Genomic DNA, 25,300 nt, shown 5'->3' with positions numbered 1-25,300 from the left:
TTGCGAGTTGCGTGCCTCACGGCCAGAGCCGTGGTGCGCGCCTGGATCGCGCGCCGGTTGTGCCGCCGGGATGGAAGCCGGGGTGGCCGTGACGATGCACGACGACGGAAGGTAGGACGCGGCCTGCTTCCCTGTCGGACGCATCCTGCTGCAGCTTATAACCAGGTCCGGCGAGTGGCATCACCGCTGTCGCGGCGACACCGCTCTTCCCGGCGACACACCCATCCCACCCCGCCTTCGCTTCTTCTTGTCGTGAAGACCGAAACTGCGAGTTTTGACAGGCAGACGGTGGCGGAGATGAGCGCGCCACCGAGCGCGCGAGAACGGATCAGGAGATATCGCCGCAATGAGCGAGACCGCATAGGTCAGGCCCTGGCGGTCGCCGCCTCGAGCTCGGCAATCTTCTCGGTGCAGATGATGTGGACAACGCGGCCGAGGTCCTCGACCCGCTCGCCAAGCCAGGTCAGCTCTTCCTCGCTGATCCGGTAATGTTTCGAATAGCGCGCTTTTACATAAGCCTCTTTGAGCTTTTCGAAAGCGCCCCGATCCTTGCGATTGCTGCGCGGCCACACATCGAACAGACGGCGGTCAAGACGCTCGGCCTGGGTGCGGAGGAAGCCGAGGTTGTGAACATGTGGCGTGTAGAAGGTTACCACCAGCAGTATGCAGTGGTACAGCCGCTCCGTGGTCTGATGTAGATCGAAAGCGGCGTCTTTGAGCAGTCCCTCCTGCATCGCGTAGCGCGCGAGCTTATATCGCCCCATTGCACTCGGGAGCCATTCCTCAAAGTACTCCCGAGCCATCGCAAGCGCCTGCTCAGGCGTCTTCGGCTTGGGCTGGTGGAGCTCGGTGTCATTGGTTTGGTAGAGCGCGATCCCCTCGCGGGCGACGTCCATGAAGAAGTAGCGTCCGTGCGCGAGACCATCATTCACCTCCTGCAAGGTGTGGACGATAAAGTTGACCGGCGTGTGTAGTGTGCCAGTGATCGCCAGTTCGCGGGTCAGCCGCTCGTCGGCCTTCGCCCAATAATCGAGCCGGTCGGTCAGTTCGTCCTGATTGACGATGATCAGCAGATCGAAGTCGGAACGGTACCCTTTGGCCGTATGCGGCTCGTCGACCCAGCCTCCGCGCGCATAGCTGCCGTAGAGAATGATCTTTAGGACGCGCCCCGCCTTCTTGTCGCCGGTCGCCAGTTTGGTCGCGTCGCCGAATTCCTCGAAAAGGATCTGCACCACCCGGTCGAGTTCGCGCTGCTTTGCGTGCGGCAGATGGTCGAGGTCGGTACGCATATGCAATCACTCTACCAAAGGGTTCGGCGCGATGCCCAGCCAATTCCGTGCTCCACCCACCGACTCCCGCGCCAGCACGCTTTTCCTCGCGCGCCGACTGAAACCTCGCCCACACAAGCGCGGCCACTCTTGCTCCACTTTTGATTGTCGAGATGGCTCCGTTTGCGAGCGATGGCCGTGCGGTGACTGCCGACGTTAGAAGTCTGTCACATGCAAAATGTGGACTTCGTCAGTTCACAACTGGAGGCGAAAGACCCACAACATGACATTCAGACCGCTTTATTGGCGATCCGAAAGCGGCCTCTCGTTCAGCTTTCGAGTTTTGAGCAGTCGGCGGGTCGAAGCAAAAGATCTAGGGAGCGCGACGCGGCGCTGCCGGTCGATCGTCACGATCCCTCAAGGCGCACGCTATGCCACCTGTTTGAAGCGACCCGCTTCCGCACTTTTCGCAAATATTCATCCGGCCGGAGCGTCGTGCGTGCCCTGTGCCTTTGAGTATTGCAGTAGAGACAGGCGGCAACGATATTTGCTCCCCCGTCGTCGCCTCCCTTACACCGCGGCGTTAGATGTTCAGCGGTAGCCTGAAGCCGGCGCGCCAGCGCTAGAGATAGGGTATGGGTCTTCGCGAATGCGGCCGGATCGTTCCGCCACATAGGCTCCTGGCAGTAATAGCAGAGTCCTTCCTGATTGCGAAAAGACGCGTCGCGCAGTTTTTGTATATTTGACATTATTCACCTGCATTGATCTGTTCAATGCGGTGCGCAGCGGCTTGCGCCGACCGGGAAGAGCTTCTGCTCGCGCCTAAAGCGACTTTGTCGCTTCCACTGTCCTCAGGTCTGGAGCTCAGCTCGCTAACCTGGGGGCAAGATAAGCGCGGCCGAGCTGGAGACGCAATATGATAGAGCGTCCAATCTTGGGACGTACCTGTCAGGGGCTGTGCACGCTAGAGAAGACCCATTTTCGGTCACTCACGCTGCCCTTGCCGCTTCCCAAAAGCAGTCACTCATTAATTTACGCGGTTTGACCAATTTGGCCGTTCCAGCCAGCCGCTCGGAACGGCCTGAGTTGGGACATTGCGGTCATTTCCGAGTTGGGCCGGGAACGGCGGCTCCCAGTCGAACACCGGACGTTCCGGAAATGAGCAGGCGATGGCAGGGAATGGGAACGGCTGGCCGTTTACCGTCGGTCCGCTTTCGGGAGCTGCACTCGCGATAGCTGTCGTTCCCGCGACGATGAATCCCTATTTGCTAAGCGGCCGGTCGATGTAGCCCTCGTAGGAGGCCGTAGGTTTTCGCTTGTTCCAGCGTTTGAATATCGCAAGGAGGGCGCTTCCCGCGTCGTTCCCGTGCGGCGCATAGTCGTCGATCTCTGACCAGAAGACGGCGGCACCCATCGCTGTTCGTGCAGCTGGGTTATACTGCGCCCATCTGCCGCCTTCTGCGGGCGACTAGAAAGGTGTTCATGGCCAAGCGAAACACTCGCCCGACAGATTTCAAAGAGGCGCTGGCGCGTGTGCCCTGGACATCCCGCGGTCGCGACACGCCGATCTCCCGGCTGGCACGGTCGATCGTGCCCGTCGGCAACCAGGCCAGCGTGCCCAAGGGCGACGCCTCGCTCCACATGGCGATACAAGACGAGGCGCATGAACATATCGGCCTCGATATCCAAGGCACGGCTTTCCAAGCAGGGCGAGGCAAGCTCTACACCTGCTGGCACGTGATTGAGGCGCTGCGTTTCCAGGAACGCGAGGCCTATCTTCTCGCCAACACCCGACTGAACGGCGTCCCGGCCCAGCGCCCCTACCCGTTCGCGGCGATCGCCAAATATTATGACATGCGTTTCGAGGATGGCGGTCCCGGTATCGATGCAGGGATCCTGATTTGCCCCGCGACGGAAACGCCGGAATTTCCGTACGAGGTGCCGCCCGTGACCTGGGGAGATTCGACTAGGGTGGGTGTCGGTGACCGCGTCCTGATCGGCGGGTTTCCGCTCGGTCGGCAGATGTTCTTCGCGAACTCGACTAATCGCGGACTGATCCAGCCTTCGTTCTTCGACGGCATCATCAGCGCGATCATCCCGGCGATAAGGCCGGGTGAGACAAGGCTCTTCCAGATCAGCTCGGTCGCACTGAACGGGATTAGCGGCGGCGTCGTCTGCGACCCGCGAACTGGCGTCGTGCTGGGCATGGTAACGAGCGGGCTGACATCGGGCGAGATCGATCTTCCCATCACCTATGCTCTTCCGAGCGAGGTGCTCAGGCCCTTTGCCGATGCGATCAGTTTCGACGTGGGCGACAGCGAGCCCTGGAAATAAGCCCAGACCCGCAGTATCCGTGGCGCGTGGCGCGTGGCGCGTGGCGCGTTGCGCTTGCGCTTCCAGTGCGAGAGGCTCATATTCCGGGCATGGCAACGCGCTCGAACACCGTCACCGTAAAGAAGCCCGTCGTGCTGGGTCGCAGCGCGGCGACCGGTCGTGTGGTGATGGCGCCGATTGTGACAAAGAAGAGCAGCGTTTCCGACAAACGGATCACCGCCGCCGTGAAGAGCGTCTTGGCCAAGAAGAAATAGCTTGGCTTCTGGCGCGACGTCAGCAGACGATGTCTTCATCAATTGCCCCTTCGATGATGCGTTTGCACCGACCTTTCGTGCGCTTATCTTTTCCATTCTGGTCTGCGGATTCAGGCCCAGATCGGCTCGCGAGCTCGACGATGGCGGCCAGACCCGAATCGAGAAGATCTATGGCCTGATCGCCGATTGCCGATACGGCATTCATGACCTGTCACGTACCGAGTTGGACGCGATCCATCAGCTACCGCGCTTCAACATGCCGCTGGAGCTCGGGCTCTTTCTTGGCGCCAAGCGCTATGGCGGCAAGCACCAGAAGGTGAAGCGCGTCCTGATCCTCGACGTCGAGCAATATCGCTATCAGCGTTTCATCTCCGACCTCGCCGGCATGGACATCCATGGATATGATGGCGAACCAATCCGCGCTCTGGAAAAAGCCCGCGACTGGCTAGCCAATGTCTCGCGTCGCGACTTGCCGAGCGCCGCGCGCGTGCGCGGCGTCTATGAGGCGTTTCTCGCGGATCTGCCGGATCTCGCAGCGGCTCTGGAATTCGACGCCGAACATATTCCGTATGTCGACTTTGAGCGGATCGTCGCTGCCTGGCTTGTTGCCGCACCCGCGGCTACTGGAACATAAACATCGCAGGCCAAATCCAGCCGGCGCGGCGAGGCGGCCGACCCCACTAGCCAGGCGAGCATGGTTTGACCTGGAATGTAGAACCGAAGCGAGAGGTAGCCGATGCCCTACTATTCCATCAGGCTTATTGGGGGATCGCGCACCAAGCATCTCGATATCAAAGCGCAGTTCAATGGCCGTGATGCCGATCATACCGGCGTCACCAGCTTCTTCTACGTTGAAAGGTCCTACGACATTGGGATGATGAAAAGAAACGCCGCGAGCCTCGCTGGCAGCAAGATCAGCGTCGAGGTCGAAGAGATCAACGAAGACGAGTTCGATTGGATGAAGCGGCGCGCCAGACGGTAGTCGCCCCGATCGATAGATGCGTGGGCATAATAGGCGTCCAGGGATGACCGGGAGAGCCGCTCAAAAAAATCGGCTAGCTCAGCGCACACGCTTGGGCGGCTTCACTTTCGTCACTGCATCCATCGTCTCCCGTTCCGTCATGAAGAAATATTCACCGGACGCGTGCGCGCTTGCGTTGACGAGTGCCCATTCGAGTGCGGCCGCCTCGCGGGCCAATGCTTCGTCCTGACTCGGCCATCGTTGGGTCGCCAGCATCCGGAAGCTCAGTCCGAAGATCTTCGCAAAATGATGATCGTTCAGATCTCGCAGGCGGCGTTCTGTGTCACCCGATACGCCGATCTTTACGAGCTTGGCCCCGGCGGGCGCCCGCGTCTTGGCCAGCAGATCGGCATCCTCGCACACCGCCAGATAGGTTGTGTGCATGGGTTCCCGAAGCGCATAGGCCAACTGCCGCAACTCGTGACCATAGACGGCAACCTCACGGAGCGCGTATTGCCGGATCAGACGCTTCTCCTCCTCCGTCAAATCGACGATGCCGCGCGTCGCCTCCCATGACATCGAGCGTGCATGCGGTAGCGCTTCACGGGTCCAGGGCGGGTTGACGAACTCCCAGGCCCGGCTGTTCGTAAGGCCGAATTGCCAGCGCGGCCTACCCCATAGCTCCAGCATATCCTGCACCGCGTCGGGCGCCGTATGGGTATCGTGAGCCGCCTTCTCCGGTTGAACCTCGACTATACCGAGCACTCGCGCCACGTTCTCCGGCGCGATCGTAAACCTGCCATCCCTACCTTCGATCGCTTCGGCGTGCTGGCTGCAAAAATAGACGATGTAGATCGGCCTACCATCCATTCGCTCAAGGATCTGATCGCGCGTCGCTTCATCGGTGAACCCGGTCATACCCCATTCCATGGGGTCGAAGCCCCAGGTACGGGTGGCGTAGATGCGGCCGAAGTCGATTTCCGGCGCGATCTGCTGCTCGAACGCTAGCGCGGCCACCGACGCCCAGTCGAACTCGAACACCCTTTGTTGCTCTGCTTCGATGTCAGTCGGTCCATAGACTTGGCGAATGAACTCGAGCGCACCTTCGGGCGGGCGGCGTGTACCGGCGATGCAGAGGATCGACGTCAGGCACGGCAGTCCTTGATTGTGGGTATAGTTCAGGACCTCCCAGAGGTGCTTGCCTAAGCCGCGACCTTGCGGATGGGGCCAGCTTACCGATCGTGCCAGTTCAGGATAGGTAGTGCGCTGACGACCGAGGGCCTGAATGGCCAAGAAGCGCGCGATGTCGCTCTGGAACACGGTGATCATCTGTGACGATTCCTCGATGGCAACTCAGTGTCGGCGAAAGATATAAGACCAACTGTCGAGATTCTCAGCACATTGTCGTAATGGCTCGTGCGATCTTCAGCCTCTGCAGCCGGCGCCTTCCGTCCTGCGCCGCGCTCGGCGGAGCGGTGCGATCATGCCGCACCGAGCAGTCGACACCGCTACGTCAATTCCGAAGCTCAAGGCCGATCTCCAACATAGCGGGCTGTCGAGAGGCAAGTCGCCGATCAACACGATTCCTGGTCTAGCGGCGAGGGTTCGATTGTCCAAGGAGCGAGAGCAATCAGTCATCCAGTCTTAGTAGCAGCAGATCGCGCCACCTTCCCGAGCGCAAGCATTTGTCGAACCGCAAATGACGACGGAGTTTCCGGAGCAGATAGTCACTTGGCCCGTAGTCGCTCGGCCCGAACCAATCGTCCCGAACCCGCTCGATTCCAACAGCAACTGAGCGACGTCGCGCCGACTTGCACCCGAACGACCGCTTTAGAGCGCGGTCCTAGTCCCCTGGACGACCAACTTGGGGCGCAAAGCCGACAAGCCAGTTTGGGCGACCCGAATGGCGGGTTGCAGCAAAAGCCGACGCTCTTTTCAACGACACTGAATGTCTTGTGCTGGTCGATATCCGCCGCTGGCGGCGCGGCTGTGGAGGCAACACGTAGCCTCCAAAACGGGTTTATTCTGGCATGGAACCTACGTGGCCGCCGATATGATGCGGGATGCCGCAACTCCTGTCGAAAGACTTTCCGTCAGGTAGCGAGCGGCCCGGTCGATCTCAGGGAATAATGTCTTCTCATTGATGCCGAGCTTGTCGAGGTCCTTTAGAATATCGCCCTTCTTGTCGCCTTGGATTGTAAGACGCTCGATTGCGATGCCCGCGCGATTTCCATCGATGAGCTCCTGCAGGAGTCCAAACGCGAAGAAGGCGCCTGCCTGCGCGAGAATGCGCTTGTTGCTTTGCTTCGGCTTCACAAGGACGATGTCGTTCAGGTCTGCGGGAATGATCTCCGGCTCAAATGCCGCCTTCTCTTGCCGGACGAAATGGAGCAACCGCTTGATCGGCAGGTCAGCGTTGAAGTCGTCCTGCGGCATGAAGGTGTCGATCTTGTCCTTGAGGTCGTGACGCAGGCGCGCGAGATTCGCGATGCAGCTGACCTTGTCGCTGTCAAAGTACCGAATGCGGTTGCGATCGACGGTCAGGATAATCACCTGCCCGTCAGCCTCGACCGTCTGCGTCTTGTAGCGCGGATCAGTTGAGGTCACGCGCTTCTTGGCGCTCTCGCAGGCAAAATAGAGCGCAACCAGGGGATTCATTGACACGTCGAGCAAGCGCGTAGGAAGCGAGTAATGCTGCATCCTGACCAGCATCTCGAGCGCGCTGGCGTCTGCGACGAAATCCTCGGGATGCGCGGAGACCAGTTCGCGCAGCAGGAGATGCTCGCTCTCACGAGTAATAGGCCTGCGAAAAATTGACGGGGAGAGGGTGTAGATCTCGTTGGCATGCCCGCGAAACGTGCTGAGCCGCGTTGGCTCCACACCTCTCCCAAGAATGGCAGCGATGAAGTCGCTCAGCGACATAATGGGATTCATGCAATCTTCCCTGCCGGATTTGGACGTCGGCTACTTGGATTCTTGTCCGTCAGCGAGCACATTTCGGTCCGATTGAAAACAATCAAGCCTGCGACGCTGGGCCCGGAAGGCGAGACTATCATAAATCATTCCGGACTGCGCAACTAATGGTGGCGCTCGGCCAGTCGCCTGATAGGATCGCTGCCTAGGGGGATTTTTGACGGCGCTTCGTTTTGTCGATTTGTTCGCGGGGCTTGGCGGCTTCCATGTAGCCATGGAGCGGCTTGGTCATCGATGCGTGCTGTCGAGCGAGATCGATCCTGACCTGCAAAGGCTCTACGCGCTGAACTTTGGGATCGAGCCGCACGGCGATATTCGCTCGATACCGCTGCCGGATATTCCGGCGCATGACATCCTGTGCGCTGGCTTCCCATGTCAGCCTTTCTCCAAGGCGGGGCGGCAAGCTGGCCTCGCCTGCGAGACGAATGGCGATCTCGCCAGCATCATCGTCAGCTGGGCTCGCGCCGCCCGTCCTCGCTATCTGCTGCTCGAGAATGTGCCGAACCTGCTTCGCCACGATGGCGGCCGTACCTGGCGCTGGCTCAGCCAGGAGCTTCGCCATGCCGGCTACAGTCTGGACGCCAAGGTGATCTCGCCGCACGAGCACGGTGTGCCGCAGATTCGCGAGCGCCTGTTCATTGTCGGCTGCCGCGACGGCCTCGATCAATTTGCCTGGCCGACCCCTTCCTCGCGCCCGACAGACGTTCGAGATATCCTCGAGGCGACGACTGGTGTCGAGGGCCGCGTTTCGCCCCGCATCCTCGAGGCGCTCGAGACCTGGGACGCCTTCCTTTGCAGCTATCCGCAGAATCGGCGCAAGCCGTGGTTTCCCATCTGGGCCGCCGAGTTCGGAGCCACCTACCCATTCTCCACCATCGCGCCGCTCGCGGTTCCGAGCGACGCGCTGCAAACCTATCGCGGTTCGTTCGGCATCCCCATCATAGGCGGATCCCGAGAGCAACTGGCGTTGGCGCTGCCGCCTTACGCGCGGACAGATCGACCGATTCCTGCATGGAAGGCGCGCTTCCTGGAATTGAATCGCGAGCTCTACGAGCAGAACCGAAGCTGGATCGATCCTTGGCTCCCAAGGCTCGCGGGCTTCGAGCATAGCTTCCAGAAGTTCGAGTGGAACTTTGACGGCACCGAGCGCTCACTTTGGGGCACCATTGTGCAGCTTCGTGGCTCCGGCATCCGCGCAAAGTCTCCAAATGCCGCCCCCGCATTGGTCGCCGCGACCTCCAGCCAAATTCCGATCATCGCGTGGGAGCGTCGCTACATGTCGGTGCGCGAGCGCGCGCGCCTTCAGGATCTAGGAAGCCTCTCGCATCTTCCGAGCGGCCAGGCCGCTGCGACCCGCGCGCTTGGAAATGCCGTCAACGCCAAGGTCGCCGAGCTCGTGGGCCGCCAGTTGGCTGGCGCCACCCATTCATTCACCGCTGCGGCGTAGGAAAAGCACATGGCCAAGATCGACAGCATCAACATCAGGCCAGGCGTCAGTATGCTGTCGGTTCTGCCGCACCTCAACTACAAGCCATGGTTCGCGCTAGGCGAGTTTGTGGACAATGCGCTGCAGAGCTTCCTCTCGCGGAAGAGCGAGCTGCGCGAGGTCGAAGGGCGCAAGTTCGTCCTCTCGGTCGACATCGACATCGACTATGCCGCGCAGCGGATTGTCGTTCGCGACAACGCCGCCGGCATCGAGCAGGCCGCCTATCCGCGCGCCTTTCGTCCTGCGGAGGTGCCAACCGACGCGACCGGCCTGTCCGAGTTCGGCATGGGGATGAAGAGCGCCGCGGCTTGGTTCGCCCCCGTGTGGTCGGTCCGCACCACGGCGCTTGGCGAGGATGAAGAGCGCACCGTCCGCTTCGATATCGACAAGATCGTGAAGGATACGATCGAGGAGCTCGAGGTCCATTCGCGCGCCGTGCCGGTCGATCAGCACTACACCGAGATCGTGCTCGAGGATGTGCGTAAGATGCCGCAGAAGCGCACAATCGGTAAGATCTGCGATCACCTGTCGAGCATCTACCGCGCGTTCACGCGCCGCGGCGACCTCGTCCTCACGTTGAACGGCGATCCGCTGACCTTCGAGGATCCTGAGATCCTCACCGCGCCGCATTGGAAGCGCAAGTCCGAGCCGCCACGCCTCTGGCGCAAGGAGCTGAATGTCGAGCTGTCCGGCGGGCGACGCGCGGAAGGCTTCGTCGCGATCAGGGCCAAGGGGTCGACCGGCCGCGCGGGACTGGCGCTGCTTAGGCGCGATCGCCTTATCGAGGGCAGCGCGGACGAGACATACCGCCCGCCAGAGATCTTCGGCGCGGCCAACTCATTCGCCTATCAGCGGGTTTTCGGCGAGATCAACCTGGTCGGCTTCAAGGTCAGCCACACCAAGGATGGCATTCGCTGGGACGAGGCGGAGGAGGAGTTTGTCACCAAGCTCAAGGCCGCGCTGGCATCGGCCGACATGCCCTTGCTCGACCAGGCGCAGCACTGGCGCTCGACCGAGACGGCAAGGGAGAGCCGGCCGCAGGCGCAGAGGGCGGTCGCGCAGATGCAGGAGGAGATGCCGGTCGCCAAGGTTGGCACCGTCATCGCCAAGGTCCAGGCGCATCAGACTGACGAGCCGGCTCGCAATGAGGTTCCCCAACAGCGCATGCAGGCGAAGGATGATGATGTCGCCGAGCATTTCGAGCTTGATGTGCTGGGCGCGCGCTGGGAGATCGACCTCGCGTTCGACTACAAGGATGCGACCTGCGACTGGATCCGGATCAGCGACCAGGCGACGCACGCGCCTGGAGGCTCCAGGCGCCTCGGCGTGCGGCTGGCGATGCTGCATCCATTCAGCCAACGCTTCTTCGCCAAGGCGGACGCCGACCAGATCCAGGGGCTTGCCAGGCTCGCGATTGGGCTCGTGCTTTCCGAGACCATCGCGCGCGATGGCGGGGTGAAGCTAGCGGGCCGTATTCGCACATCGCTGAACGAGCTGCTGCGCCTCGCGCTGTCGAGTTGAGGCGTGAGCGACGGGAGATTGAAATGACTCAGGCTGAGAAGCTCATGATCATCGAGAGCGGCGAAGGAGGGCTATGGACGCCAACAGCCGGAGTCGAGGTCACCGCCTTGATGGAGCGCAAGGGCTTCGACGACCAAGCTTCTGCCAAGATCGTGGGTGAGGCGGGCCGCATTCTGTCGATGTGCCTTCCCCCCACGACGCAGGACGATGACCGGGCCGGCTTGGTCATCGGCTATGTGCAAAGCGGCAAGACCTTGTCGTTCACGACCGTGACCGCGCTCGCGCGGGACAACCGATATCGGCTTGTCATTGTGCTCGCCGGCACCAAGACCAATCTGCTGGACCAGAACGAGGAGCGCCTTACCGGCGATCTCGGCATCCTAGAGGAGCGCGGAAAGTTCTGGCGCGTGCTCGTCAATCCGCGGTCCGATGTCGACAAGATCGAGGAGGTTCAAGCGACGCTCGATCTTTGGGATCGCTACAAGGATCGGCCCGAGCGCTGCCGGACCCTGCTTATCGTGGTGATGAAGAACGCCGCCAGGCTGGGGCAGCTCGCGACGCTGCTGTCGAAGTGCAAGCTCGGCTCGACCTGCGCGCTGCTGATCGACGACGAGGGCGATCAGGCGGGCCTTAACACAAAGGCGCGCCAGAACGACGAGAGTCCGACCTATGCGAGCATACTAGGGCTGCGCAACGTCCTGCCAGCGCACACTTATCTTCAATATACGGCGACACCTCAAGCGCCACTGCTGATCAGCCGGATTGATCGCCTGTCGCCTGCGTTCGCTGAGCTGCTCAAGCCAGGCAATGGCTACATCGGAGGCAAGGACCTCTTCTACGAAGGCTCTCCACATGTGGAGCTTATTCCAGCGGAGGATCTGCCCGACGTGTGGTCGATCGAGGACGGCCCACCACCTTCGCTCGAGAAGGCGATGCGGCTGTTCTTCATTGGTGTCGCCGTGGGTGTCATCGGGGACCGCGAGGGCTATCGATCGATGATGATCCATCCGTCGCATCTGCGGGGAATTCATGACGACTACGCCACTTGGGCGCGCAGCATCCGCAAGCTTTGGCTGGAGACGCTCCTGGAGCCCGAGGACTCGCCCGATCGTCTCGACCTGCGCGGCGACTTCCTGAAGGCGTATGAGGACATCACCGCCACAGCGACCGACCTGCCTCCTTTCGACGAGATCTGGAGCGAGATGGACTTCGCGATCGAGGAGACAAAGGTTCAGATCGTCAACGCAAGCAACGGCCGCATCGAGACGTTCCCATGGTCTGACAGCTATGGCTGGATCCTGGTGGGGGGCGCGGGCCTTGACCGCGGCTTCACTGTCGAGGGCCTCACGGTCACCTACATGCCACGCGGCGCCGGCACAGGCATGGCGGACACCATACAGCAGCGCGCCCGCTTCTTTGGCTACAAGCGCGACTATCTCGGACTCGTCCGCATCTTCGTCGACACCGACGTGCGCCATGCCTTCACCGCCTATGTGAAACATGAGGAAAGCCTCAGAGGCTCGCTCGAGAAGCACCTTGGCAAGCCGATGAAGACCTGGCGGCGGCTATTCTTCTTGGACAGCAGCCTGAAGCCAACGCGGCGCTCAGTCATGGCTCTGGACATCATGCGCGCCCGCGCGCGGGATTGGATCAATGCAGACCACCCGCAGGACGAGGAGGTCGTCGATCAGAACCGCCAGGTCGTCGAGGCTTTCGTCCAAAGCCTTGGCAACCAATGGCAGCCCTTGCCCGGCAGCGAAGGCTGGACCGATATCCAGAAGCACAAGAAGGTCAGCGGCCTGTCGCTGGAACGAGCCTATGAGGACCTGCTAGTCCCACTCACCGCGACGGACGACAGCGACGCGCTCGATCAGCTTCTTGTCGCCATGCAGGTCCGCTCGATCCTCGACGACAATCCGAAGGCGCTATGCGACATCTTCCTGATGAGCGGCGGCGCGGAGCGCGAGCGCGCCGTGAATGACAGGGGTTCGGTCCAGAACGCGTTCCAGGGCGCGAACGCCCCGACCAATTATCCGGGCGATCGCGCGATCCGGACCGCGGACCGGGTCTCAATCCAGATCCACAAGCTCAAGCTTCATCACGGAACCCAGATAGTCGCGCAGGACGTGCGCCTGATCGCGACGCATATCCCGGAAGCCTTGCGCGAGGATATCGCGATGCAAGATGATGACTGACTCTACGGGCATCGATCTCGTCGCGCTGGATGCGGCGCTTGCTGCGCTGAGCGGCCCGAGCAAGGCCGGCGCGCTGCTGGCGTTGCCGATTGGCGTCGGCTCGGCTAGCCGCCTGGTGCGCGGATCAAGTGGCGAGGCATGCGTGCTCATTGCTGGCGCTGAGGCGGCGGTGGGCTCGGACCTCAAGCTCCGCAACGTCGAGGCCAAGGCAAGGGTGCGCTGCGAGATCGAGGCTCCTGACGGATCGATCGCGGCCGTCGAGGGCGCGCTGGTGACCTGCACCGCCACCGACCCACAGCTTCGCCGTTTATTCCTGGGCCTGATGGAAGAGGCGCTTGCTGCGCTCGGCGACACGCCCAGCGCCTCGGCGATCGCCGCTTGGCTTCATCGCATCGCGACGCTGTTCGCCAAGCTGGAGCAGGAGGGCCGCAAGCGCCTTCGGGGCCTCTGGGCTGAGCTGCTTGTGATGCTTGCGCTCGATGACGGCGATCTCGCCGCTCGGCGCTGGCATGCTGATCCCTCGGAGCGCTTCGACTTCCTGGGCGGCAACTTCGCGATCGAGGTGAAGAGCTGCCAGGACATGGACCGTGTCCATCAATTCTCGCTTGAGCAGCTGCGTCCTCCCGCCGACCTTGAGGTGTGGGTCGCGTCGGTCGTCGTGCGCGCGGACTCCCAGGGGGAGTCAGTGCTTGATCTCCTCAGCGAGATTGAGGGAAGCATCGTGGACGCGAGGACGCGCGACGAGGTGCGTGCCATGGCGCTCACCATTGGCGGCTCCGCGCTCGAGGATGACGACCTCCATCGCTTCGACAAGCACAGCGCGTTGAGCACCCTGCGGCTGATCTCAACGGGCGCGATCCCCAGCATCACCGGCACGTTGCCGAACGAGGTGCTGGCCGTGTCTCTGCAGGTCCGCTGCCGCGACCTGCCCGAGGCTGGGACCGTGGCAGCAGCGCGAACTCGGATCGTCTCAGCGCCAAACGAAGGCGACGTATAATGGCCGAGGAAGCGCTAGCAGGGCTCGACGGCACGCACCGCGAGGCTTTAAACTGGTTCGCCGAGCGCGCCGGCCAGCAGATCGACTGGCCGAAGCCGCTCAATGGCTTGTTCCTGCTGAACAAGGCCAAAGGCATTCACAAGCCCGCCGCCTGGAAGCATGCGCTAAGCGTGCGCCAGACGCTCAACAGCCCCTATGCCGACAGCGAGATCGCCCAGCTGGGCGATGGCGACTGGACCTACGACTATTTTCAAGAAGGTCCCGATCCCGCCGCGCGCGACAAGGACTTCACCAATCGCGCGCTGATGCGCAACATTGAGGACGGGGTTCCGGTCGCGGTCGTGCGCCAGATTCGCAGCAAGCCAGGGGCACGTTACCTGGTGCTAGGACTGGCGAGCGTGGTCAGCTGGAAGGATGGCTACTTCCATCTGCGGCGCTATCGCGCCGCAAGCGCGCCGCCACCCGCGGGCGAGCCCCTTCCCATGTCGCTTGAGGACGCGCGTCGCCGGATCGAGCGCTCGATCGTGGCGCGCCAAGGCGCGGGCGCCTTCCGAGCAGCCGCGATCGCGGCGTTTGGCGGCCGCTGCGCGATCAGCGGCTACGACGTGGTCGAAGGCCTCGAGGCGGCTCATATCTTGCCCTATCTCGGCGAGCACACGAACACGCTGGGCAACAGCCTGCTTCTGCGCGCGGACCTGCACACGCTGCTTGACCGCGGCAGGATCACGATCGATCCCGCCACCTTGATCGTTCACCTTGCGCCCGAGCTCAGCGCCACCTGCCTGGCGGATCTAGATGGCGTGAAGCTGGCGCTGCCGGAGCCGAGCGCGGCATGGCAGGAGGCATTGACCTTGCGCGCTGGGATGCCCGACGCCCCGGGCGCGAGCAAGGCCGGCTGAGCCGAGGGGATCACGTCGACTCTAGCAGGCCTCGCATTCGCGCGACGACCAAGGCTTCGTCGCGCGTCTCGCATTCCCAAACCACATGAACCTGCCAGCCCAGCGCCTCGAGTTGGGCTCTCGCCTGCACGTCGCGCTCCTGATTGCGCGCGCCAGCTTGGGCAGCCAATAGTCCAGCCGCGTCTTGGGCTGACGGGCAAGCCGGCTGCCAGAATGTTATGCCAGAAGTAGCCATGCACCATGACCACCGCGTGGCGCTTGGGGAGGACCAGATCAGGGGTGCCGGGATGGTCGCGCCGGTGCAGCCGAAAGTGCAGCCCCAACCGGTGAGCGATGCGACGGACCACCATTTCAGGCTTGGTGCTTGTCTTGCGGATCTTCCGCATATGGGCGCTGCGCGCCTCAGGGCTCAGCCGGTCAGTCCTCGATCTTATCTAAGGACCCTGCGACGCGCGTTCCACGGCGGCAGGCATTCATGCGCGCATGCGCCTTGACGCGATGCAAATGAAATATACTCTGATCCCGTTCTGTTCCGCTATTGCGCCACTGTGAGTCATCGTGCAGAAGAATGCAGCAGAGTGCAGCGGGAGGCGGGTGGTGGCGGTGATTGCAGAGGATGGAGCGGTGCGCGTGACTGCGTCGATAAGCCGGACGCAGGAGCAGGCGCTCAAGGATCTCGCCGCCAAGTATAAGGTCAGCATGGCCTGGCTCGTCCGCTACGCGGTCGACCAGCTGGTCGAACAGGGCCGCGAGGCTCAGCTGCCGCTCGACTTCGCGCGGCGCGGCTAGCTATGGCGCTTCTCGATCCCCTCGTCCCAACCCGCAGCGCCGAGGCGGGCGGCAGCGGCGCCCCAACCACGCTTCCGCGTGGTAACACGCGGATGCCAGTCATCGATCTGTTCGCCGGCGCTGGCGGCCTGAGCATTGGCGCGACCGACGCCGGCTGCGATGTGCGCGCTTGCGTCGAGCTCGACCCTGTCGCGTGCCGGACGCTCCGCGCTCATGAACGCTATCATGGCTCGGTGATTGAGGGCGACGTCTCCCTCATCACGGGTCTGGACCTGCGTCAGGCGGCCGGTCTCGCTCCGGGTGATCCGCTGATTGTCGTTGGCGGGGCACCTTGCCAGCCCTTCTCCAAGGCGGCCTATTGGGTGGAGGACGGCGAGGAGTCGCGCTATCGCCGCGCGCGCGCAGCGGGCGTCGCCCTGAGCCGGCCGCCTGCACTTACTGAAGCACGACCCGACGCGCGCCGGACACTCGTAGAAGAGTTTTGGCGACTGATTTTTGAGTCGAACGCTGATGGATTCGTGTTCGAGAATGTCCCGAGCATCAAACATCCGCGCAACCGGCCTGTGCTTGACGGGTTCCGGCACGCGGCGGAGGCAGCAGGCTACAAGGTCACCCAGGTTACCGCGAACGCGGCGGAGCATGGTGTCGCGCAGGCCCGCGAGCGCGTGTTCCTGCTTGGCGCCAAAGTCGGCGCGCCGACAGCCCCGGAGCCGACGCACACGCTCAAGGACGAGGCGAACCGCAAGCCAGCGCTTACCGCAGGCGAGGCGCTCCAAGGCTTTGATCGTCCGCAGTATTTTGAGCCGGAGGAGATAGTCACCGGGCGCTGGGCCGAGCATCTGCGGACCGTGCCTCCAGGCGGCAATTACAAGGCGCATACTGCCTGGGCAGGCCACCCTAACCCCACCTTCGAGACCGAGACCCGCTTCTGGAACTTCCTGCTGAAGCTGTCGCCCGATCGTCCTTCGTGGACCATCGCGGCGTCTCCCGGGCCGTGGACGGGCCCGTTCCATTGGGCGAACCGGCGCCTCCGCACCGTGGAAATGGCTGCGTTGCAGGGTTTCCCGGAAGGCTATCATCTCGTCGGTGGCCGGCGCGACCGCGTGCGCCAGTTGGGCAACGCCGTGCCGCCGCCGCTCGCGCGTCGGATGGTCGAGGCGGTTCTCGCGACGGTCGATAGGTAAGGGACTCCGATATGCGTAGCATCAGCTTGTTCAGCGGCTGCGGCGGCCTCGACCTTGGGCTGCACCAGCAAGGATTTAAGACCGTTCTGGCCTCCGACTTCGAGCCACTGTGCGCGGAAACCTGGCGTCGCAGCATGCCCGCGACGCCGTTCCTGGTTGGCCGCATGGGTTCGCTGACCCGTGCCGATGTTGCCGCCCAGCTGGGTGGGACCATTGGCGAGATCGACCTGATCGCGGGCGGTCCGCCTTGCCCCCCTTTCTCGAAGAGCCGCTTCTACCGGAAGGAGATGCCGCGCGCGCTTGAGGATCCCAATGGCTGGGAGACCATCAATGGCTACCTGAACATGCTCGACTGGGTGCGCCCTCGCGCGTTCATCCTCGAGAATGTGAAGGGCCTCGCTTACAAGGTCCACGCGGACGCGCTGGCAACGATTATCGAGCGAGCCGAGAAGCTCGGCTACAAGGTCACGACCGACGTCCTCAACGCGGCCAACTTCGGTGTGCCTCAGATTCGCGAGCGCTGCTTCGTGGTTGGATCGCTGGACGGGCATGTGACGCTTCCTCCGGCGACGCATTCGAGCGACCCGGAATCGACGCTGCTTCCCTGGGTCACCGCGGGCGAGGTGCTCGCTGATCTCGACACCGAGGAGAACGCTGGCGACGAAGGCCACTTTGCTGGCGGCCAGCATCATGATCTTCTTTGCCAGGTGCCGCCGGGCGAGAACTATCTCCACTTCACCGAGAAGCGGGGCCATCCGAGCCCGCGGTTCAAGTGGCGCGGGCGCTACTGGTCGTTCCTGCTGAAGCTCAGCCCTGACATGCCATCCTGGACGATACAGGCCCGGCGCTCCAACAACATGGGACCGTTCCACTGGCGGAACCGGATCCTGAGGATCAGCGAGATCAAGCGGCTGCAGACCTTCCCCGACAGCTTCGAGCTGGCAGGCACGAACGAGCAGCAATGGCGCCAGATTGGAAATGCCGTCCCGCCGATGCTGGCCGCCGCGGTAGGCCGCAGCGTCGCCGAGGCGATCGGCACACCGCTGCGCGACGCCGCATGAGGCGCCTGCCGTCCTTCAATGACTTCTCACCGGGCATCATCGGCGATGTACGGCGCCCGCTCGAGATTCTCGACCGGCTCCCGCCGGATATGACGGCGGTTGTCGCCGAATGGGACCGCGCGTTCTTCGCGAGCGCCGGCAACAAGCGGGCGGGCACCAACATCCCCGCAACGCTCTCAAGCCTTGGCTTGATGACGCGCACCCCGCTCGCGCTGACGGACGCAGGCAAAGCGATCCTCGCAGCGCCAGACAGCGTCGAGGCTGCTCGGCGCCTAGCGCGACATGTGGTCGACACACGCAATGGCATGGCGATCATCGACGCGGTCCGCTCGCTGAACCTGCGTGGCGACAAGCTCAGCAAAGACAGCCTGAAGCGCGAGCTTGAGGTGATCGGCATCGAGGGTCTCTCGAACGCCACGACGGACCACACGACCTTGCTCAACTGGATGATTGAGGCCGGGCTGTTTAACCGCGATGGGCTGTCCAATCCACAGCCCGACGAGGGAGTGATGAAGGAGGTGCTCGGCATCTCGGCGTCAGAGCGATCGAGCTTCGCCGAGCTTCCGCTTAGCCAGCAGATCTTCCTTCAGGTGCTTCGGCGTGTCGCCGAGGCGAACGGCGGAGCCGAGATTCCCGCGAAGCAGGTCATCGACGAATGCCTGCGCCAGCATCGCGCTCGTTTCGACGAGGACCAGATTCGCGCGAAGGTCGTCAGGCCGCTGGCCGATGCCGGCTGGCTTGAGATTCCCGCGCCAACCTTATCGAGTGGTCGGGGTGGCAAGAGTGGCCCGATCATCCCTTCAGCTAAGCTCATGGGCATCCCGATCGAGTCTGTCCTGCCGGATTTCAATCAGATCGTGCCGGCGGATCTTCGCGCGAAGATCGACCTGCCGCCGGCTGAGGTACGGCGTCTGCTCGAGAGCAACCAGACCTATGACCGCGGCCTTGGTCTGGAGTTGCTGGCGCTCAAGATGATCCTGGACATAGGTCTCGAGCCGAGAGCGTTCCGGCTGCGGAGCCGCGACACCGCCTACGCTGAGGTGGATCTGACTGCGGAGGGTAAAAACCTTTTGTTCTCGCGCTGGAACTTCCAATGCAAATGCGTGAGCGGACGAGTGAGCCTTGGCGATGTAGCGAAGGAGGTCGGCCTAGCGATCTATTCGAAGGCGCATGTTGTCGCAGTGATCACCACCAGTGACTTCTCGAGCGAGGCGGTCTCTTATGCCCGGGAGATCACGAACGCCACGCATTTGCAGTTTCTGCTGATCAACGGTGCCGTTGTTCGCAACTATCTCGACAAGGGCGCCGGTGTTCTGCTTGATCACGTGGCGGCTAACGCCGCGAGCGTGATGGCTCAGAAGCGTAGCCAGCCGATTGCGCCGGAGGAGGGAAGCTAAGTGCTCAGGAGGGATAAGGAGGAGTTACTCGCAAAATTTGAAGGCGCGCTCCACCTTTCTGGCTGGCAACTTATTTGGATTCAATACGATCATCCAGCAAAGGCAAGGCTATTCAGGGCTGACGGTTCTTCGCCTGCAATTGATGTGTGGCTATACATTTGGAATCTGACAGGCGGAGGGCGAGACGGCTCGCGGCCACTCGAGCGCCGTATCCAGCGGACGGGACGAGGCAATGTCTTTCGCGGGGAACCCGGGACTCGCTCGCTAATCCTTGGCTGGTCTGCTGAGACGCAGGTTTTTGCCGCTTTCGACTACAGCTATCACGCGGTTGCGCATGGTAAGTCGCCATCGCTTCAGACCGATCTTCCTGCCCTTGAAGCTGCCCTTCGCGACGGGCTCGGAGTGTATGCAAAGAAAACCGGGGAACTCTCGATCGCTGTTCGTCCAGATATGCTCGGCTTCTACGTCGAGCAGATGGAAGTGCTGCATGAGTCTGGAAAGGACCCTGCGCAGCTGGAAGTGCTCCGTCGCATGGCCTCGAGCCCGCTCGATGTTGAGCCTAGCGACGTGCCGAAGCCTCGACGCAAGGCGATGGTCACGACGCTGAGGCTGCTGCGAGACCGCCGCTTCAGCCAAAATGTTCTCGACGCCTATGGGCACAAATGCGCTTTCTGTGCGGTGCAGCTGAAACTGCTCGATGCCGCGCATATCTTGCCCGTGGCGCACCCTGATAGTCATGACCTTGTGCCGAATGGGGTGGCGCTCTGCGCCCTCCATCATCGCGCCTACGATGGGGCGCTAGTGACCTTTGACGACACATTCGTAATTCGGTTGAGCCAAAGCAAGGTGGCGGCTCTCAGGGGCGACAATCGAAGTGGCGGCCTTGCCGCCTTCAAGTCGGCACTTCGGCCGTCGCTGCTTCTGCCACGGCGCCAAATCAGCCACCCGTCCACGGTTATGATACAAAAGGGAAACCAGCTGCGCGGCTGGACCTAAGCTTGCAGCACGGACCTAGCGTGCGAAAGCCTCGGAATCCGCGCGCCATTACGAAGTTGGTCTAGGTAGTCGGACCACTATTGCATCATCCGCACCCGCTCCGCGCGCCGTTCGCCTATTCTGAGAACGCGCGCCGTGATTGGGCCAGGTTACCTATGTAGCTAGGCCTCAAGATGCTTTGCCGTCAGGCAAGCTGGAGGCTTTCCACGCTTATCCGCGCGGCGCCAGGTGCCCTGTGTTCGCTTCGAAGGTTGACGTTGAGCCGTCCCTCGACGTCCATCGCCTCCGAGAATCTCGGAAGAAACGACGAACGCGCCTCTCTAAGATGCGCCTTCAGTGGTTCATAAGCCGGACCCGATCGCGCCTGATGGATCGCGCGCAGCGTCCCGACGATTGCGTCAGACTCTCTTGGGCGGCCAACCTCAGCGCTGACCAGCCACTTGGGCGATCGGTCGGAAAATACCTCGTCGTCCTCTACGAGCTTCCAGTCGGAAGTCTGCTCATCGAGCCAAGAAACAATCGCGCGGCTGCTGTCAGTTAGGATATCAGGACGCGCCACGATCGGCTGCGCAAGCATCTCCGCGAGAAGCGTGAAGTTCGCCCCGTGGGGAGCACGGTGAGCAATCACGGTCTGGAGCAGTGGGGTGGCGTCGCTGGCGAGACTACACGCCATGCGCATCGCCCCGCGCAGTATCGGCTGCTTAGGCGCTGACTCGAAATAATCGACTGCGCTTGCGGCGCTCTCGATCACATAACGCGCGGCGAAATAGTCGCGCAGGATGCGATGGGAAAAGGAATAGTGATCCTTGTCCTCTACCAGTATCCCCTGAACAAGGAGAAGATCGAGGAATCTGCTGACGGGTATTTTCCAGGACGTTTTGTCGATCCACCTCGCCAGGCGGGTCGCGTCGAAGGTTTCCTCATGTGTCCGTAGTAGATGAAACGAGACCTCGCCCAATAGCGCGAACAGAATGTTCGAGGAAGCCCATGGCTCGCGAACACGGCTGAACCCCTTGTTATGATCGCGCTCTAGCAGCCCCCGCGCGCACTCGCGGACGATCATACCTTCAGAGAAAGGAGTGACGGCGCTGTTCTCGAACAGCGACCAGGCGATCTGCAGAAACAGCGGATTGCGGAGCGCTGGTTTGAGGGACTCGCGCTCGGTCAAATGGCACAGGAATCTATCGACCTCGACAGGACTCGTGCACGCAAAAGCCGAACGAGTCACCTCCGCGACCACGTCGATGTCCGACAAAGGTGCGATCGTGACATTTTGGAACCCGGACAGACGTGCCAGCCCGCCGACTGGTCGTGTAGCAACCAGCACCCGCGCGCTGCTGACATCGTTCACGGTCTGGCTGATAACCTCCATTGCCTCCTCGCGCTGGCCCATGGGCATCTCGTCGAGACCGTCCACGATGAGCGGGCATGGCGCGTCGAGGACGACACGTGCGCGGAGCCACTCGTCAAACTCGGCAACAGAACGGTTCCTCAGACTGATCGTCTCCGACGGTCGCCAGCTTGGAACCTGCTCTCGCAGATAATGAAGGAACGCCGTCTTGCCGGAGCCCGGCGCTCCGACAAGAGCGATGCGCGTCAGCGCCTCAAATTCCTCTAGGGTCACCTGTCGCTCGCGGCCGTGCGGGCCGTCGGCACGGACGAGCCTCGGAACCCTCCAAGCCGGCCCCAACCCTCGCGGCTGGATGATCGGCGCATCGAGCTCCATGGCAGACGCCGTCTGTGCCGCGAATGGTTGCGTTCCACTCGCGCCCTCCCGAAGAACCGCGATCTGCTCGTCAATCGGCAGGTGTTTAAGCGCGTCGCCCATTTCGCCGAGCGAGCGCACCTTCAAGTAAGCTCGAAGGGAAGGCGCGAACCTCAACCCTATCGGCGAGATTTTCTCGGACGGCTCGTCCATGATGGCTTCAAGCGCGAGCAGTGCCTCGCCGGCCGCGACGCCACCACGGAGGGTCAACAGATCAACAACCATGCGCAGCAGATCAGCGCGCGGTACGGTACGATCATTAGTCCATTGCGAGAGTGCTGCCTCGCTGACGCCAAGGAAGCGGCTCCACGCGGCGCGCGTGTAAAAGCCGGCATCATCGAGTAACAGCTTCAGGACGCGCGCGAAGGCGCTAACCTTCGGCTTGGCTTGAGATTTCCTAGACACGGTCAGACCTCAGCGTCGTTATAGTCGTAAGTTGGCATGTAGTGCATTGCGATCGGGCAGTTCCATTCGCTGCAGCCGGCCAAATCGACGGCGCTGGTGCGCTGCTGGCGGTTCGCCTGCCAGCGCTCGATCACATCGGCGAGAAGCTTTTGTGCCGCCAGCGCGCTGACGGTAGCGCGACCGGGACTCCCGAATATTACCGGCCCTTCCTGGCGAATCCATGGCTCATAAGCGCTGGGGCCCAAGCCCCGCTTGGGCATGACCTCGTACCCGGCAGTGTATCGGCCGGATGCTAGCGAAGACTGGAAGGCGGGCGGCACGAGTGCGCCGAATTCGGCCTGATCAGACACAGCAACGATACGCTCGGCGGGATCAGGTGCGGGCAGCGTCTTTGCGCGCGTGCCCATCACAACCGCCGCGCCGCCGGGACCGCGATCATGCCGGACGGCGCTAAAGCCACGATCAAGATCCACCACGATAGAGGCGGGCATATCGGATGGAGCATCGCCGACAACTAGCGGGGTGCGCTGGAGGTCACCATCGAGATGGACACCACATTGGCGCATTAGCGTGAACGACCCCGCGCCGGCAGTGACGACGACGGTTGGGCTCAAGATTTCCCTGTCCGCGAATAAAATTCGTACCGAATCGTTTTTTCGTTCAAGCTCGACGGGTTGATCGACCTCAATGAAGATGGCACCGGAGCGCGTTGCCTCGTCCCGGAAGTGGCATAGCACAGCTGCCTCGTTGAACGGTCCGTCAGGAATACGATAGTAAGTAGAGCCCTTCTCGTAGTGCATGCCCATGAGGCGCTTCGCCTCGGCGGCCTCGAGTTGGGCGAACTCGTAATCCGACAGCTTGAGGAGCTCTCGTTTGCGCGCCAACTGCTGGATATGAAAATCCGCACTCACGCCAAGAAGACCTCCCGGCTCGGGGCGCGGCAGATTGCACATCGCCAGCAGATCACGCCCAGCAAAGTAGGTCTTTGCTGCAAAATTCGCATAGGCCTCAGGACTAGAAAAATGGCTGATCGGGTACATTATCCCCGATTGAAGCCAGCCTTGATTTCGCAGCGTATCTGCATTGGGCGACAAAAGGTCTGAACGCCGCAACACGAGGGGTTGGAGCCCGTAGCCCGCAGCCAAGGCCGCCAAGGCGCTACCGAGGATGCCGCCTCCGACGATCACAAAGCTGAAATCCCTTGTCATGGACATAGAGTACCAACCATCCCTTTCAACATATTTAAGCGACTTAATTGCCATTTGCAATTGCGCGAGCCACTTAATTTAAACGTCAAAAGTACGTGCGTTCGCGCTCGATGGGCGTCGTGCGCATCAGGCGCGGCGAAATGCAGGGGTGAGAATCTGCGCTCCATCGCGGAGTTGGTCTAGGTAGTCGGACCACCATTGCATCATCCGTACCCGTTCGGCCCAATGGGCGCCGCGATGATAGGCGGCACGGACTTGATCTGGGTCTTTGTGGGCGAGCGACCGCTCGATCGCATCTGGATGCCAAAGGCCGGATTCATTTAGGAGTGTGCTCGCTACGGCGCGGAAGCCGTGGGAAGTCATCTCGTCGCCGCCATAGCCAAGCCGGCGCAGTGCGGAGTTGAGCGTGTTCTCCGACATGCAGCGCCGCGTCGTGTGAAACGCTGGGAACAGAAAAGAACCGGCATTGGAGAGACTGCGAAGCTGGCGCAATAGCCCGATGACCTGAGTTGATAGCGGAACCGCGTGCGGCTGGGCCATCTTCATTTTCGCGGCAGGGATCCGCCACACCGCACCTTCGAGATCGAACTCCGGCCATTCGGCCTGGCGCAACTCGCCGGGACGGACGAAGACGTGGGGCGCGATCTTAAGCGCGATGAGCGTCTCGGGTTTGCCTGAGTATTCCTCGATCGAGCGCAGCAACTCGCCAACGCCCTTGGGATCCAGGATGGCGGCGTGATGCTTTACCTGGGGGGCGGTAAGCGCACCGCGGAGGAGATCTGCAGGATTGTCTTTCGCCCTCATCGTGACGATCGCGTAGCGGAAGACGCGACCAGCGAAGGCGCGCAAGCGCTGCGCAGTCTCGTGGTGTCCTTTCTTCTCGACCTTGCGAAGGGCGTTCAAAAGCTCGTGCGGCGTGATTTCGGAAACCGGACGGTGACCAAGGTCGTGATCAACCAGATCGCGGAACCAGCGCGCCTTTCTGATGGTCGCTGCCTTTTTCCCTTCGCGCTCCATTTTCTCGATGAATTCGTCCGCGACGAGCTTGAAAGTCGTCGAAGCACTGATCGTCGCCTCAATGGCAGCCTGGCGCTTGGCTGCCGCCGGATCGATGCCGTTTGCAAGCAGGCGCCGGGCCTCGTCACGCTTTGCGCGAGCATCTTTGAGCGACACTTCGGGGTACTGCCCGAGCGCGAGCTTCTTTTCGACGCCGCGAAATCGAAACTTCAATCGCCACAGCCGCGTGCCCGTGGGTTGCACCTGCAGGTACAACCCGTGCTCATCGGCGATTTTATACGCCGTTTCTTTTGGCTTTAACCTGCTGATCTCCAAAGATTTAATTGCCATTTGGGGGCCTCGATCCTGACCATTTGCTCGGGGCCCCCACCGAGGCCCCCAAATCGACCGGAAACAGGTGGATTGGGGCGCACGCGAGCGGACAGCCGATGGCCAATTTTACCAGCATTTCTGCGGGTTTGCGAGGATTTTTGGACGTTTTGGAAGGGGGTAATGGTGCCGCTTACAGGACTCGAACCTGTGACCCCCGCATTACGAATGCGATGCTCTACCAACTGAGCTAAAGCGGCATGGCGCAGTGGCGGGACATC

At 61.9% G+C, this 25,300-nt stretch carries 21 protein-coding genes, 1 tRNA gene and 1 pseudogene; 13 read left to right on the top strand and 10 right to left on the bottom strand.

The window, feature by feature from the left end; translation table 11 throughout:
• Positions 1-365 precede the first annotated feature (365 nt).
• Together NV401_RS14765 and NV401_RS18800 are read right to left on the bottom strand one after the other, a co-directional pair.
• Complete coding sequence (locus tag NV401_RS14765; protein ID WP_261295208.1) at positions 366-1,289, bottom strand: HEPN domain-containing protein; 924 nt, start codon at positions 1,287-1,289, stop codon at positions 366-368.
• Between the two features lie 386 nt (positions 1,290-1,675).
• On the bottom strand, positions 1,676-1,942 hold the full coding sequence (locus NV401_RS18800) for an HNH endonuclease (protein ID WP_380815957.1): 267 nt from the start codon (positions 1,940-1,942) through the stop codon (positions 1,676-1,678).
• An 808-nt stretch (positions 1,943-2,750) separates the two neighbouring features.
• Here NV401_RS18800 and NV401_RS14760 point away from each other — a divergent pair.
• Positions 2,751-3,602 (top strand): S1 family peptidase, encoded by an 852-nt coding sequence (locus tag NV401_RS14760; RefSeq protein WP_261295207.1) that lies wholly within the window; start codon positions 2,751-2,753, stop codon positions 3,600-3,602.
• A 76-nt stretch (positions 3,603-3,678) separates the two neighbouring features.
• Here the strand turns inward: NV401_RS14760 and NV401_RS14755 are convergent, their stop codons facing one another.
• A complete protein-coding gene (locus NV401_RS14755) occupies positions 3,679-3,846 on the bottom strand; it encodes a hypothetical protein (RefSeq protein ID WP_261295206.1) in 168 nt (55 codons plus the stop codon).
• A gap of 11 nt (positions 3,847-3,857) precedes the next feature.
• On the opposite strand from NV401_RS14755, the gene NV401_RS14750 reads away from it, so the two are divergent.
• Positions 3,858-4,490 carry a nucleotide-binding protein gene (locus tag NV401_RS14750; RefSeq protein WP_261295205.1) on the top strand — a complete coding sequence of 211 codons (633 nt, stop codon included), beginning with the start codon at positions 3,858-3,860 and terminating at the stop codon, positions 4,488-4,490.
• A 102-nt stretch (positions 4,491-4,592) separates the two neighbouring features.
• Positions 4,593-4,838: a hypothetical protein gene (locus NV401_RS14745; RefSeq protein ID WP_261295204.1), complete on the top strand. Its 246-nt coding sequence runs from the start codon at positions 4,593-4,595 to the stop codon at positions 4,836-4,838.
• A 78-nt stretch (positions 4,839-4,916) separates the two neighbouring features.
• Here the strand turns inward: NV401_RS14745 and NV401_RS14740 are convergent, their stop codons facing one another.
• Both NV401_RS14740 and NV401_RS14735 read right to left on the bottom strand, forming a co-directional pair.
• On the bottom strand, positions 4,917-6,146 hold the full coding sequence (locus tag NV401_RS14740; RefSeq protein ID WP_261295203.1) for a hypothetical protein: 1,230 nt from the start codon (positions 6,144-6,146) through the stop codon (positions 4,917-4,919).
• Positions 6,147-6,854: 708 nt separating this feature from the next.
• Positions 6,855-7,751 carry an FRG domain-containing protein gene (locus NV401_RS14735; protein ID WP_261295202.1) on the bottom strand — a complete coding sequence of 299 codons (897 nt, stop codon included), beginning with the start codon at positions 7,749-7,751 and terminating at the stop codon, positions 6,855-6,857.
• A gap of 196 nt (positions 7,752-7,947) precedes the next feature.
• On the opposite strand from NV401_RS14735, the gene NV401_RS14730 reads away from it, so the two are divergent.
• From NV401_RS14730 to NV401_RS14710, 5 genes are read left to right on the top strand one after another with little or no spacing between them, the layout of a single operon-like run.
• On the top strand, positions 7,948-9,237 hold the full coding sequence (locus tag NV401_RS14730; protein ID WP_261295201.1) for a DNA cytosine methyltransferase: 1,290 nt from the start codon (positions 7,948-7,950) through the stop codon (positions 9,235-9,237).
• A gap of 9 nt (positions 9,238-9,246) precedes the next feature.
• On the top strand, positions 9,247-10,797 hold the full coding sequence (locus NV401_RS14725) for an ATP-binding protein (protein ID WP_261295200.1): 1,551 nt from the start codon (positions 9,247-9,249) through the stop codon (positions 10,795-10,797).
• A gap of 23 nt (positions 10,798-10,820) precedes the next feature.
• Positions 10,821-12,992, top strand: coding sequence for a Z1 domain-containing protein (locus tag NV401_RS14720; protein WP_261295199.1), 2,172 nt, complete (start codon positions 10,821-10,823; stop codon positions 12,990-12,992).
• Complete coding sequence (locus NV401_RS14715) at positions 12,982-13,989, top strand: PD-(D/E)XK motif protein (RefSeq protein WP_261295198.1); 1,008 nt, start codon at positions 12,982-12,984, stop codon at positions 13,987-13,989. The genes NV401_RS14720 and NV401_RS14715 overlap by 11 nt, the downstream gene beginning before the upstream one ends.
• Positions 13,989-14,888: an HNH endonuclease signature motif containing protein gene (locus NV401_RS14710; RefSeq protein ID WP_261295197.1), complete on the top strand. Its 900-nt coding sequence runs from the start codon at positions 13,989-13,991 to the stop codon at positions 14,886-14,888. The genes NV401_RS14715 and NV401_RS14710 overlap by 1 nt, the downstream gene beginning before the upstream one ends.
• A 275-nt stretch (positions 14,889-15,163) precedes the next feature.
• Here NV401_RS14710 and NV401_RS14705 read toward each other — a convergent pair.
• Positions 15,164-15,274 (bottom strand): annotated as a pseudogene (locus tag NV401_RS14705) (very short patch repair endonuclease); the annotation flags it as partial.
• A gap of 244 nt (positions 15,275-15,518) precedes the next feature.
• Here NV401_RS14705 and NV401_RS14700 point away from each other — a divergent pair.
• Genes NV401_RS14700 through NV401_RS14680 form a run of 5 tightly spaced genes read left to right on the top strand, consistent with a single transcriptional unit; the run spans position 15,519 to position 20,315 of the window.
• Entirely contained in the window at positions 15,519-15,677 is a 159-nt protein-coding gene (locus NV401_RS14700; protein ID WP_261295196.1) for a hypothetical protein, read from the top strand.
• A 2-nt stretch (positions 15,678-15,679) separates the two neighbouring features.
• A complete protein-coding gene (locus NV401_RS14695) occupies positions 15,680-16,861 on the top strand; it encodes a DNA cytosine methyltransferase (protein ID WP_261295195.1) in 1,182 nt (393 codons plus the stop codon).
• A gap of 11 nt (positions 16,862-16,872) precedes the next feature.
• Entirely contained in the window at positions 16,873-17,922 is a 1,050-nt protein-coding gene (locus tag NV401_RS14690; protein ID WP_261295194.1) for a DNA cytosine methyltransferase, read from the top strand.
• Positions 17,919-19,319, top strand: coding sequence for a restriction endonuclease (locus NV401_RS14685; RefSeq protein WP_261295193.1), 1,401 nt, complete (start codon positions 17,919-17,921; stop codon positions 19,317-19,319). Before NV401_RS14690 ends, NV401_RS14685 begins: the two co-directional genes overlap by 4 nt.
• Positions 19,320-20,315, top strand: coding sequence for an HNH endonuclease (locus NV401_RS14680; RefSeq protein ID WP_261295192.1), 996 nt, complete (start codon positions 19,320-19,322; stop codon positions 20,313-20,315).
• 184 nt (positions 20,316-20,499) lie between these two features.
• Here NV401_RS14680 and NV401_RS14675 read toward each other — a convergent pair whose 3' ends face one another.
• From NV401_RS14675 to NV401_RS14660, 4 genes are all read right to left on the bottom strand, one after another.
• Complete coding sequence (locus NV401_RS14675; protein ID WP_261295191.1) at positions 20,500-22,485, bottom strand: NACHT domain-containing protein; 1,986 nt, start codon at positions 22,483-22,485, stop codon at positions 20,500-20,502.
• A 2-nt stretch (positions 22,486-22,487) separates the two neighbouring features.
• Positions 22,488-23,693: an FAD-dependent oxidoreductase gene (locus tag NV401_RS14670; RefSeq protein WP_261295190.1), complete on the bottom strand. Its 1,206-nt coding sequence runs from the start codon at positions 23,691-23,693 to the stop codon at positions 22,488-22,490.
• 126 nt (positions 23,694-23,819) lie between these two features.
• Positions 23,820-25,040 carry a tyrosine-type recombinase/integrase gene (locus NV401_RS14665; RefSeq protein WP_261295189.1) on the bottom strand — a complete coding sequence of 407 codons (1,221 nt, stop codon included), beginning with the start codon at positions 25,038-25,040 and terminating at the stop codon, positions 23,820-23,822.
• A gap of 163 nt (positions 25,041-25,203) precedes the next feature.
• Positions 25,204-25,279 (bottom strand) — tRNA-Thr (locus NV401_RS14660).
• Positions 25,280-25,300 lie beyond the last annotated feature (21 nt).

Source organism: Sphingomonas hylomeconis, from assembly GCF_025370105.1.
Classification (GTDB): domain Bacteria; phylum Pseudomonadota; class Alphaproteobacteria; order Sphingomonadales; family Sphingomonadaceae; genus Sphingomonas; species Sphingomonas hylomeconis.
Note: the sequence above shows the minus strand (reverse complement) of the source record. Positions and strands in the feature narration are given on the sequence as shown.